The following is an 11,176-nucleotide window of genomic DNA, read 5'->3' on the forward strand; positions in this document are numbered from 1 at the left end:
ATCTTCGAATAATATTCCACAGTAGCTCAGTGGTAGAGCTATCGGCTGTTAACCGATCGGTCGCAGGTTCGAATCCTGCCTGTGGAGCCAAATGGAGAGCTGTCCGAGTGGCCGAAGGAGCACGATTGGAAATCGTGTAGACGGTCAACGCCGTCTCGAGGGTTCGAATCCCTCGCTCTCCGCCACTATATACATATACTATGGCCCGTTGGTCAAGCGGTTAAGACACCGCCCTTTCACGGCGGTAACACGGGTTCGAATCCCGTACGGGTCACCAATACTTACTAAAATTAGCTATTGCAAAATGTGTGTTAATACAATAAAATAGTATTTGTCATCTTTGTACAATGGAGGATTAGCTCAGCTGGGAGAGCACCTGCCTTACAAGCAGGGGGTCGCAGGTTCGAGCCCTGCATCCTCCACCATATCATCGCGGGGTGGAGCAGTTCGGTAGCTCGTCGGGCTCATAACCCGAAGGTCGCAGGTTCAAATCCTGCCCCCGCAACCAATACTAAAATCCACAATGTTGGACCCGTGGTGTAGCGGTTAACATGCCTGCCTGTCACGCAGGAGATCGCCGGTTCGATCCCGGTCGGGTCCGCCATTAATAATAACTGCGAGCTGTCTCGAAGCACATGCATCGGAGCATTAGCTAGCAGATGGAGAGACAGGAACACAAAAGGTACCGACCATCAATATAAAATGGCTCGATAGCTCAGTCGGTAGAGCAGAGGACTGAAAATCCTCGTGTCGGCGGTTCGATTCCGTCTCGAGCCACCATTGACAATATGCCGGTCTAGCTCAATTGGTAGAGCAACTGACTTGTAATCAGTAGGTTGGGGGTTCAAGTCCTCTGGCCGGCACCATTTGTCTAATAGGTAGCAGTGAATTGAATTGATTTATATGATAAGATGTCAATATCACATCTTATTTATTTCCCCAACTTATGGAGGGATAGCGAAGTGGCCAAACGCGGCGGACTGTAAATCCGCTCCCTACGGGTTCGAAGGTTCAAATCCTTCTCCCTCCACCATCTTAGGGGTATAGTTTAACGGTAGAACAGAGGTCTCCAAAACCTCCAGTGTGGGTTCGATTCCTACTACCCCTGCCACTTATACACTATGGCGGTTGTGGCGAAGTGGTTAACGCATCGGATTGTGGTTCCGACATTCGTGGGTTCGATTCCCATCATCCGCCCCATTTAAAAATAAATCTTATTGGGCTATAGCCAAGCGGTAAGGCAACGGATTTTGATTCCGTCATGCGCTGGTTCGAATCCAGCTAGCCCAGCCAATAAGCGGAAGTAGTTCAGTGGTAGAACATCACCTTGCCAAGGTGGGGGTCGCGGGTTCGAATCCCGTCTTCCGCTCCATTTTATTAAATCAATTGGCGGCATAGCCAAGTGGTAAGGCACGGGTCTGCAAAACCCTTATCCCCCGGTTCGAATCCGGGTGCCGCCTCCATTTTAAGTCTGCCTTGCCGGGGTGGCGGAATTGGCAGACGCACAGGACTTAAAATCCTGCGGTAGGTGACTACCGTGCCGGTTCGAGCCCGGCCCTCGGCACCATTTAGCATAGAAATATAGAATATGCCGGTGTGGCGGAATTGGCAGACGCGCACGACTCAAAATCGTGTTCCTTCGGGAGTGTCGGTTCGACCCCGACCACCGGTACCATTTTATCTCTCCCTTTTACATACTGCCAAATGAGGGAGCACATATTAACAATGTTACTAACGTCTTTCTACAATATTTGTGGCAAGGCGTTTTTTATTGTATATAGACCGATTCACCGCCTCCTTAGTTAAATCATTGACTTATTATCGTTTTGAGAGTAGTATAAGTAAAATTGTATAAACCTCTCAAAGGGGAGTAGCTCATTCAGCAAAGTCGTCATCACGGGTTCTATCCCCGGCTTTGTTGGCAACGATCGAGTTGTTAGCGAGACCTTTGCCATTTTGGTAAAGGCTTTTTTGCGTTTAGGGCGTTTTTACCAGTTGGCCGGTAATGACGCTTTTTATTTAGATTATTCGAGAAATGAGAAGGTTTGAACAAAACCGTTCTTGGAACAGAATATAATAAATGAATCCAAACGCTTTGTCTTAAAAAGGGAGGTTTGTCACCTGATAAAGTCATTTTGTGACCTTGCAGCAAGTGTATGCTATCTCGAGAGGGCTTCAGGGTTCCAACTGGTAAATAAGGATTACTCATTAGAGATTGTTGGGGAAGGGCGCAGTGCTTATGTTTTTAAAGTCAGATCTACGAAGTTTGCTATCAAAGTTTTTTTTCCTCCCTTTACTGAATTAGCAAATGAGGAGGCGGAGATTTACAGCATTCTAGATGGTAATCCGTATTTTCCAAGATTGTATGAGGCAGGCTCCAATTATTTGGTCATAGATTTTATTGAAGGACAAACGTTATTCCAATGTTTGAACAAGGGGATTGAAATCAAAAATAGAAATATTTTAGGGGTTGATCATGCGCTTAGCATGGCTGAGGATTTGGGGTTGAACCCTTCAGATATACATTTGCGAAATATAATATTAACTAGTGAAGGGGAGATTAAACTTATTGATGTTGCCCGCTTTAGACAAATTAAGAATTGTTCGCAATGGGAAGATTTAAAGAAGTGCTTTTACAGGTATTATTGTAAATGGTTCTTCCCAAAGAGGATTCCAGTGGCTGTCCTTAATTTAATTGCCAAAATTTATAAAAAAAGACAGGCATCCATCAATGTACATGATTGATGATAAACCGGCTGCCAAAGCCTCAGAATCACACATGGGAGCCTGGTTATCAGCGTGCAGGCGCCAATTTTGCGTAGAAATATCAGTCCCAACAAAGGGCTGAATAGTTTTCTGAATAATATGCCTAATTATTGCGATAAACAAAACTTTAAAAGCTATAGAATAATAACATTTGATCTAATTTGTCATTGTGCTAAAATGTTTTTGGGAAACCCTATTTTTTATTTAATAAAGGGGGCGAAGGTGGACAGTTTACACCATTTTTATGGTGAACTGGGAAACCAGCTGATATGAAGGTTTAGAAAGAGATGACCTGTGGGATGCTTTTAATTAAGTCACGGTAATAAAGTTTAATATTATGTTGGTGTTTATCATGTATGCCACGAACAAGCACAGTTAGGAGTGTCGTAGATGGCGACGGAAAGAGGAAGAATGGAAAACCCTTGGGAAGGATTTTATGGTCCCAACCTTGGTTATATCCAAGAACAATATGAGAACTATATCAACGATCGTAATTCAGTAGATACTGAAGTACGGGATCTCTTTGATCGCTGGGGTCCACCACCTGAACAAACGGGTTCTGATAATAACGGTCCCGAAAGTGGGCGTTCTATAAATAATGATACAGCCACGATGGAAAAAGTTGTGTCAGCAGTGAAGCTTGCGGAAAACATCCGTACATTTGGTCATTTAGCGGCCCGCATAAATCCGTTAGAGGACGCGTCGCATTTTGATACACAAATGCTTAAATTAGAAGAATATCAGCTGTCTAAGGAGGACTTGAAAGCGATTCCTGCCAAGGTTGTATGGCCTGAAGCACCGGTAAACCTCCACAACGGACTTGATGTCATAAACCATCTTAGGGAAGCGTACAGCCATACTCTTGCATATGAATTTAGCCAGGTTCACGATATAAAAGAACGTGATTGGTTAAATCGGATGGTTGAACATGGTTCATTATTTCGCTCATTATCTAATGAAGCCCGTATTGAATTATTAAATCGCTTGACTCAAGTAGAAGGATTTGAATCCTTTTTGCACAAAACATTCGTTGGACAAAAGCGTTTTTCAATTGAAGGCGTAGATGCAATGGTTCCGATGTTAGATGAGCTCATTCGCTGCGGAATCGAGGATGGTACCAAAAATGTTATGATCGGTATGGCTCATAGAGGACGATTGAATGTCTTAGCGCATGTCCTAGGAAAGCCATATCAGCATGTTCTTGCCGAATTCCACCATTCACCAAACAAGGAACTCGTCCCGTCGGAAGGTTCAACAGGAATCAATTACGGCTGGACAGGTGACGTTAAATACCATCTTGGAGCTGACCGAATAGAGGAAAAGAAATCTTCCCGCGTGCGGCTAACATTGGCGAATAATCCAAGTCATCTTGAGTTCGTCAATCCTGTTGTACAGGGCTATGCACGGGCGGCACAGGAAAACCGCGAAACAGCGGGTTATCCGGAACAAGACAACACAAAGGCATTAGCTATTATTATTCATGGCGATGCAGCTTTTCCTGGTGAAGGCATCGTTGCGGAATCACTTAATTTGAGCCGATTAAAAGGGTATCAAACTGGCGGTTCAATCCATATTATTGCAAATAACCAACTTGGTTTTACAACGGACAGTTCAGACTCCCGTTCTACCAAATATGCGAGTGATCTTGCAAAGGGATTCGAGATTCCAATTGTTCATGTAAACGCTGATGATCCGGAAGCATGTCTTGATGCCATGAATCTTGCTTACCAATATCGGAAGCAATTCCATAAGGATTTTCTAATTAATTTGTTGGGATACCGCAGATACGGTCATAACGAAATGGATGATCCGCATGCTACAAACCCTTTACTTTATGCAAAAGTAGACAATCATCCAACAGTCCGAGCAATCTACGAAGAAAAACTTGTGTCTGACAATTTAATTAACAAGGATCAGGCTAAGGAAATGGAAGAAGCGGAACAAAATAAGCTTCAGTCCATTTATGATAAGATTAGAAGTGATAAAGGCGAAATGCCAGAATTGGACCCGCCAGGCACTGTCGCTCAAGATTTGCCTTGTTTAGATACCGCTGTTTCAGTTGACATTTTACGTGAATTAAATGAAGGCATGTTAAAATGGCCTAAAGGATTTAATGTTTATTCGAAGCTGGGGAAAATCTTGCAACGCCGCGGTAAAAACGCTTTGGAGGAAGGCGGGAAAGTCGACTGGGGTTTAGCCGAATCCTTGGCTTTCGCTTCGATTTTACGCGACGGAACACCGATTCGGTTTACGGGACAAGATGTTGAACGCGGTACGTTTGCACATCGTCATTTAGTGCTGCATGACAGTGAGAGCGGGAAGACCTATTCCCCGTTGCATGTTCTAAAAGGTGTCAAAGCATCGTTTGATATTCATAACAGCCCGCTTTCGGAGGCATCTGTTCTTGGGTTTGAATATGGCTATGATGTTTTTGCTCCAGAGACATTAGTTCTTTGGGAAGCTCAATTCGGTGATTTTGCCAATGCCGGTCAAGTCATTTTTGATCAATTCATTGCTGCTGGAAGAGCCAAGTGGGGTCAGAAGTCAGGTCTAGTTATGCTCCTTCCTCACGGTTACGAGGGACAAGGGCCTGAGCACTCCAGCGGTCGTTTAGAACGGTATCTGCAATCAGCTGCCGAAAATAACTGGACTGTTGCTAACCTGACAAGCGCAGCACAATATTTCCATATTTTAAGGCGTCAAGCAGCTATCACTTTAAAAGAAGAGGTTCGTCCGCTAATTATAATGACACCTAAGAGCTTGTTGCGTAATCCGCACGTAGCATCCCCTGGTTCAGAGCTAAGCGCAGGCCGTTTCGAGAAAGTTTTTGATGAGCCTGCAACAGGCCATGCACCTGATGAGGTCAAACGATTAGTTTTGTGCAGCGGTAAGGTTGCGATTGATTTGGAGACTGAACTTAGTTCAAAAGAAGAGAACCTTGATTGGCTGCATATTTTGCGTGTGGAACAACTGTACCCATTCCCTGAAGAACGAATCAGAGAAGTTATTGGCCGTTACAAAAATTTAAAAGAAATTGTCTGGGTACAAGAGGAACCAAAAAATATGGGTGCTTGGATGTACATTCAGCCAAAAATTTGGGAAGTGGCGCCTGAAGGGATTAAAGTTAATTATATTGGACGTCCTGACCGTTCAAGCCCTGCCGGCGGTGAACCAGATATCCACAAAAAAGAACAAAAGCGTATTGTTACAGAAGCATTGAGCGAACAATCATTGAAAAAAATTGGCATCTAAAACCGAGGAGGAAGCAGTAGTGATTGAGGTAAAAGTACCAGAGCTAGCAGAATCTATTACAGAAGGAACAATTGCAAAATGGTTAGTAAATGTAGGTGACAAAGTCGAGAAAGGCGATGACATCGTTGAGCTCGAGACCGATAAGGTTAACATTCAAATTAGTGCTGAAGATTCCGGTGTTCTAAAGGAAACGAAAAAAGACGTTGACGACACCGTAGAAGTAGGCGAAATCATCGCTGTGCTTGATGAGAACGGTGAAGCTGGCGGGACGGCAGCTTCTGAGGGCAAGCCGGAAGCTGAAAAGAAGGAAGCGCCTGCAAAAGAAGCAAAAGAGGAAGCCCCAAAGGCAGAGACAACGGAAGAGACTGGTGAGCGTCACATTGCTTCACCTGCAGCCAGAAAGCTAGCAAGGGAAAAAGGCATTGATCTAAGTGAAGTTAAGAGCCGCGACCCTCTCGGCAGAATAAGAACAGAAGATGTTAAGAACCATTCTGAAGGCGGGTCAAAGCAAGAAACAAAAGCATCAGGGGAAGCAAAGAAAGCGCCGCAGCCTGCTGCACAAGACCCAGGCAAGCCGTCTGAACGGATTAAAATGTCACGCCGCCGCCAAACGATCGCTAACAGACTTGTTGATGTTCAGCATACAGCAGCGATGCTGACAACATTTAACGAAGTTGACATGACAGCGGTTATGGATCTCAGGAAACGCCGTAAAGATGCTTTCCTTAAAAAGCATGATGTTAAATTAGGCTTTATGTCCTTCTTTACAAAAGCGGTTGTTGGTGCCTTGAAAGAATTCCCGCTTCTCAATGCGGAAATCCAAGGCAACGAAATCCTTGTTAAAAAATATTACGATATCGGAATTGCTGTCGCAGCGGAAGAAGGTCTTGTTGTCCCTGTTGTTCGTGATGCCGATCGCCTCGGTTTCGCCGGAATTGAACGCGAAATTGGCACACTTGCCGCAAAAGCGCGCGATAATTCATTAGGGCTAAAAGAACTGACAGGTGGTTCATTTACAATCACAAACGGTGGTACTTTCGGTTCATTGATGTCAACACCAATCCTTAATGCCCCGCAAGTTGGTATTTTAGGTATGCACAGCATTCAAAGACGGCCGGTCACTGTACAAACTGATGAAGGTGAAAAGATCGAAACGCGTCCAATGATGTACATCGCACTTTCTTATGACCACCGAATTGTTGATGGCAGTGAAGCGGTTAGATTCTTGGTTAGAATCAAACAAATGCTTGAGGATCCTGAACAATTGTTATTAGAAGGTTAAGGTTGGGAATAAAGAAAACTTGCCGATTGGCAAGCCTTTAATAGGCGTAGCTAGAGGCTTAGTTGCACTTATGTGCGTCAGAAAGTTATACTTTCTGATTAACTAAAAAAACAAAAAGGCTTAAGCTCCTAGGGCTTAAGCCTTTTTTTTGCCAAAAAGAAAAAGGGTGGATTCATGATATCATTCATAACGAAGGTTTTATTAATTTTAACGGTTATTGCAAGCATTACCGGTTGTTCAGAGCTCCAGACTGGATCGTCAGAGAACACCACCGATGCTTCTACACAGCACACTGCAATTTCCGGCAAACATCTTGTTACAGCAAAAGTTAGCCGGGTGGTGGATGGTGACACAATAAAGGTAGATTATAAAGGGCGAGAGGAAGCCGTTCGTTTCCTCTTGGTCGATACACCCGAGACACACCATCCAAGATTAGGTGTTCAGCCTTTTGGACCCGAAGCGAGTCAATTTACCCATAAGCTATTGGACGGACAAACAGTGCAAATGGAACTGGCAGTTAGCGGGGGACGTGACAAATACGGCCGTATGCTAGCCTATCTGTACATAAACGGCAAATCGGTAGAGGAGGAATTGTTAAAAAGGGGTTTGGCACGTGTTGCCTATGTCTATCCGCCTAATACGAAATATGTTGATGAATACCGGGCCGTCCAGAAAAAAGCTCAGGCAAGGGGCGTAGGTATCTGGTCTGTAGAAGATTACGCCAGAAAAGATGGTTACCATCCTGAAGCACTTGAAGCTAAACAAGAGGGTGCAAAAAAGGAAGCGGCGGGCGGTTCCTTTGAGCCTGATAAAAGCGGAAATTGTAGTGGAGAAATAAAAGGGAACGTCTCGGGCAACGGAGCAAAAATCTATCATCTGCCTTCAGACAGGTATTATAAAATCACAAAGGCCGAAAAGTGCTTTAATACTGCAACAGAAGCAAAAAAGGCAGGCTTTAGGGCACCGAGGACTCGGTAAAGAAAATAGGGGCCAGGCCCCTATTTTTGATATTCTGCTTTAACGTTATTATAGGCCTCGTCCAAATTTCTGATGCGGCGCACGAGTTCAAAGTTTTTATTTAAATGATCGTGAATGATGGTGGATACAACTGATCGATAATAGCTGTTAGCGGCCTGAACGGGATTTAATACGTCTTTACTTTTTTCAATATGGACACGCAACGCTTCTTTAAAATAATCGACACTGAATTTATCTGTATTTGCCAAATGAGAACATCTCCTTTTTATGTCATTCTTTGTGTGCTATTGAATAACGTGGTAGTCCACAGATCCGCCATGAACCTGGGTGAACATATCGGCAATCGCTTTTAAAAGCTGGCTGGCTTCATCTATTGCCATCGTAGGTCTAAGATAGACGATGTGGAGGGCATGTTTGGTTTTATCAGTGACCATGCTCCGGCGGGAATCAACAATTGGGCTGCCAAAAGCCCCTATATCATCGGCAGATAACAGTTTTCCATTCATTGACATCACCCTGCCAATGATACCTTCATATTCATCCTGTTCTCCTCCAATTTTAACATGGACATTGCCGTCAAGATGACCCAAATCGTAAATGCCTAGAGGTATTTCATATTTTAAAGAAAAGAAGTTATTAATATCTACCGCAGAATGGATCGAAGGTATACTTTGCCCTTTTTTCAGGCGCCGATAAAGTGCCTCATGGGAAGGCCGGTATCTTGAAGGGTCAGTCCCAAGGCTTTTGAACACTTTCCGCCATTCACTGACACCCGCAAGGTCCGTAACACTTTTTTCCTCAAATGTCAATTTAATTTCCTCTTGGAAAAGGGAAAAATGCCCCCCAAATAATTGCGGCAAAACGCCAATCGTTATATCATGGTATGTAATCAGGCCCACTTTGAAATCTGGAACTTTATGTTTAATGGTATCTGAAATTGAAGCATGTATCATGTGCAGTCCACCTCACTCCTTAGCATTGCTTGATGATGCCATTTTACCATAAAAACAACTAGGTTAGCTTGTATGGAATAGGAGTCTTTAACGTGAATGATTTTAGAGAATTAAAGCAAAAAGTAATTGAACACAGCAAAGAGATCGGAATTGACAAAATCGGATTCACTACTGCAGACCCTTTTGCCGAGCTCAGGGCGAGACTGTATAGACAGCAATCGCTTGGCTACCAATCAGGTTTCGAAGAGGATGATATTGAAAAGAGGGTGAACCCGACATTAGTGATGGACGGTGCACAATCGGTTATCGCCATTGCTCTTGCCTATCCGGCAAAAATGGTTGAAAGACCTAAGAACACAAGAAGCAGCCGCAGGGGATCGTTCTGCCGCGCATCCTGGGGCAAAGATTATCATGCCATTTTAAGGGACCGGTTGACAAAGCTTGGAGATTTCATTCGAAAAGAAGTTCCTGAGGTAAAGCTAAAATCGATGGTTGATACAGGGGAGCTTTCTGACCGGGCGGTAGCAGAACGGGCCGGATTAGGCCATGCAGGCAAGCACACTAATGTGATAACAAAAGAATACGGCTCTTATGTTTACCTTGGCGAAATGATAACGAATATACCGTTTGAGCCCGATGAGCCGGCAACCGATCTTTGCGGATCATGCAATCTCTGTGTTGATCATTGTCCAACTGGTGCGCTTGTCCAGGGCGGCCAACTTAACGCCCAGAAATGTATTGCCTTTTTAACACAAACAAAGCAGGATGTTCCCGAATATTATAAAAAGGCGATTGGAAATAGACTTTACGGGTGTGACACATGCCAGCAGGTTTGTCCTTATAATCGCGGTATTGACAATCATTTTCACGGTGAGATGGAGCCGGAACCCGAGTACGTTAAGCCATTGCTTCAGCCCCTGCTTAAGATGAGCAACCGGGAATTTAAAGAAAAGTATGGGCACATGGCTGGTTCCTGGCGCGGCAAGAAGCCCATCCAAAGGAACGCGATCATTGCATTAGGAAATTATAAAGATGTGACAGCTGCGGACACACTTATGGATGTTTTAAAAAATGATCCAAGGCCAGTCATCAGAAAATCCGCAGCATGGGCTCTAGGGAACATGATCGGCCGGATACCGAGTGGAAAAAAGTCAGGAATTTTTGTAGGGCTAAAGGAAGTCGTTTATAATGAACAAGACGAAGATGTCTTTTCAGAAATAAATAATGTGCTGGAAAGTATGAGTGACTAGTACTTTCCTTGTTGATTGATGGTTTGCTTAAATACTATGAGATAAAGAAGGGTTTTATTTATGGTTAAAAAGCCTTGTATCTATGTGGAGGAAATTGACAGTCCAATTGGTATGCTGACGATCGCATGTCATCATGACGGATTATGCAGTATCGAATTTGGCTCCCTGCAGGAGGCGGCAGTCCCTCTCCAAAGCTGGGCAAAAAAACATATGATGCACAACGAGCTAAAAAAGGATCAGGATTATACCGGAGAGGCCGCCCGGCAGTTAACAGAGTATTTTAATGGTGAGCGGCAAACATTTGATTTGCCATTATGTCTAAAGGGGACACCATTTCAGATTAAAGTTTGGCGGGCATTGCGGGAAATAGGGTATGGTGAAACGAAGTCTTATAAGGATATTGCACAGGCCATTGGAAATCCTAAGGCTGTCAGAGCAGTCGGATCGGCGAATAACAGTAACCCTTTACCAATTGTCATTCCGTGCCATCGCGTGATTGGCTCGAGCGGGTCACTTGTCGGGTATGGCGGCGGTTTAGATAAAAAGGTAACACTATTAGATCATGAAAAAATGATAATGAAAAGCTAGAGACCATATTTGGCCTGAAATATTCATAGTCTAATGTCGATGTCCCAAGAAATTGGGTTATATCAGGGTTTTCAATGCCATAACTTTCACCTAAAAAATGAAAGGGT

General features: G+C 44.0%; 8 protein-coding genes and 16 tRNA genes. 22 read left to right on the forward strand and 2 right to left on the reverse strand.

Annotated features, from left to right (window positions below; all coding sequences use genetic code 11):
* The first annotated feature begins 15 nt into the window (after positions 1–15).
* From EV207_RS22295 to EV207_RS22390, 20 genes are all read left to right on the forward strand, one after another.
* Positions 16–90 (forward strand) — tRNA-Asn (locus tag EV207_RS22295).
* A gap of 3 nt (positions 91–93) precedes the next feature.
* Positions 94–185 (forward strand) — tRNA-Ser (locus EV207_RS22300).
* A 17-nt stretch (positions 186–202) separates the two neighbouring features.
* Positions 203–277, forward strand: a tRNA-Glu gene (locus EV207_RS22305).
* Positions 278–349: 72 nt separating this feature from the next.
* Positions 350–425: transfer RNA gene (locus tag EV207_RS22310), tRNA-Val, on the forward strand.
* A 6-nt stretch (positions 426–431) separates the two neighbouring features.
* Positions 432–508 (forward strand) — tRNA-Met (locus tag EV207_RS22315).
* Positions 509–528: 20 nt separating this feature from the next.
* Positions 529–604 (forward strand) — tRNA-Asp (locus EV207_RS22320).
* A 100-nt stretch (positions 605–704) separates the two neighbouring features.
* Positions 705–780 (forward strand) — tRNA-Phe (locus tag EV207_RS22325).
* Between the two features lie 10 nt (positions 781–790).
* Positions 791–866, forward strand: a tRNA-Thr gene (locus EV207_RS22330).
* Positions 867–948: 82 nt separating this feature from the next.
* Positions 949–1,033, forward strand: a tRNA-Tyr gene (locus EV207_RS22335).
* 4 nt (positions 1,034–1,037) lie between these two features.
* Positions 1,038–1,111, forward strand: a tRNA-Trp gene (locus EV207_RS22340).
* Between the two features lie 13 nt (positions 1,112–1,124).
* Positions 1,125–1,200 (forward strand) — tRNA-His (locus EV207_RS22345).
* 18 nt (positions 1,201–1,218) lie between these two features.
* A tRNA-Gln gene (locus EV207_RS22350) sits at positions 1,219–1,293 on the forward strand.
* A gap of 4 nt (positions 1,294–1,297) precedes the next feature.
* Positions 1,298–1,372, forward strand: a tRNA-Gly gene (locus EV207_RS22355).
* Positions 1,373–1,388: 16 nt separating this feature from the next.
* A tRNA-Cys gene (locus tag EV207_RS22360) sits at positions 1,389–1,463 on the forward strand.
* 15 nt (positions 1,464–1,478) lie between these two features.
* A tRNA-Leu gene (locus tag EV207_RS22365) sits at positions 1,479–1,567 on the forward strand.
* Between the two features lie 23 nt (positions 1,568–1,590).
* Positions 1,591–1,675: transfer RNA gene (locus tag EV207_RS22370), tRNA-Leu, on the forward strand.
* 386 nt (positions 1,676–2,061) lie between these two features.
* The gene (locus EV207_RS22375; RefSeq protein ID WP_341539817.1) at positions 2,062–2,745 is read left to right on the forward strand and encodes a protein kinase family protein; all 684 of its coding nucleotides are present in this window, start codon (positions 2,062–2,064) and stop codon (positions 2,743–2,745) included.
* 411 nt (positions 2,746–3,156) lie between these two features.
* Positions 3,157–6,018, forward strand: a complete 2,862-nt coding sequence (locus EV207_RS22380) for a 2-oxoglutarate dehydrogenase E1 component (protein WP_132748591.1) — start codon at positions 3,157–3,159, stop codon at positions 6,016–6,018.
* A gap of 19 nt (positions 6,019–6,037) precedes the next feature.
* Positions 6,038–7,300: a 2-oxoglutarate dehydrogenase complex dihydrolipoyllysine-residue succinyltransferase gene (gene odhB, locus EV207_RS22385; RefSeq protein WP_132748593.1), complete on the forward strand. Its 1,263-nt coding sequence runs from the start codon at positions 6,038–6,040 to the stop codon at positions 7,298–7,300.
* A 174-nt stretch (positions 7,301–7,474) separates the two neighbouring features.
* Positions 7,475–8,278: a thermonuclease family protein gene (locus EV207_RS22390; protein WP_132748595.1), complete on the forward strand. Its 804-nt coding sequence runs from the start codon at positions 7,475–7,477 to the stop codon at positions 8,276–8,278.
* 20 nt (positions 8,279–8,298) lie between these two features.
* Here EV207_RS22390 and yvfG read toward each other — a convergent pair whose 3' ends face one another.
* On the reverse strand, positions 8,299–8,526 hold the full coding sequence (gene yvfG / locus EV207_RS22395; RefSeq protein ID WP_132748597.1) for a protein YvfG: 228 nt from the start codon (positions 8,524–8,526) through the stop codon (positions 8,299–8,301).
* 36 nt (positions 8,527–8,562) lie between these two features.
* A complete protein-coding gene (locus tag EV207_RS22400; RefSeq protein WP_132748599.1) occupies positions 8,563–9,231 on the reverse strand; it encodes a B3/B4 domain-containing protein in 669 nt (222 codons plus the stop codon).
* Between the two features lie 92 nt (positions 9,232–9,323).
* Here EV207_RS22400 and queG point away from each other — a divergent pair, with 92 nt between their 5' ends.
* Both queG and EV207_RS22410 read left to right on the forward strand, forming a co-directional pair.
* Positions 9,324–10,481 (forward strand): tRNA epoxyqueuosine(34) reductase QueG, encoded by a 1,158-nt coding sequence (queG, locus tag EV207_RS22405; protein WP_132748600.1) that lies wholly within the window; start codon positions 9,324–9,326, stop codon positions 10,479–10,481.
* A 60-nt stretch (positions 10,482–10,541) separates the two neighbouring features.
* Positions 10,542–11,069, forward strand: coding sequence for a methylated-DNA--[protein]-cysteine S-methyltransferase (locus tag EV207_RS22410; RefSeq protein WP_132748602.1), 528 nt, complete (start codon positions 10,542–10,544; stop codon positions 11,067–11,069).
* Positions 11,070–11,176 lie beyond the last annotated feature (107 nt).

It is taken from the genome of Scopulibacillus darangshiensis (genome assembly GCF_004341035.1).
GTDB lineage: Bacteria > Bacillota > Bacilli > Bacillales > Sporolactobacillaceae > Scopulibacillus > Scopulibacillus darangshiensis.

Coding starts and splice junctions, on each gene's coding strand:
- EV207_RS22380 (WP_132748591.1), top strand. CDS start 3,157: ATGGCGACGGAAAGAGGAAGAATGGAAAACCCTTGGGAAGGATTTTAT.
- EV207_RS22390 (WP_132748595.1), top strand. CDS start 7,475: ATGATATCATTCATAACGAAGGTTTTATTAATTTTAACGGTTATTGCA.
- EV207_RS22400 (WP_132748599.1), bottom strand. CDS start 9,231: ATGATACATGCTTCAATTTCAGATACCATTAAACATAAAGTTCCAGAT.
- EV207_RS22410 (WP_132748602.1), top strand. CDS start 10,542: ATGGTTAAAAAGCCTTGTATCTATGTGGAGGAAATTGACAGTCCAATT.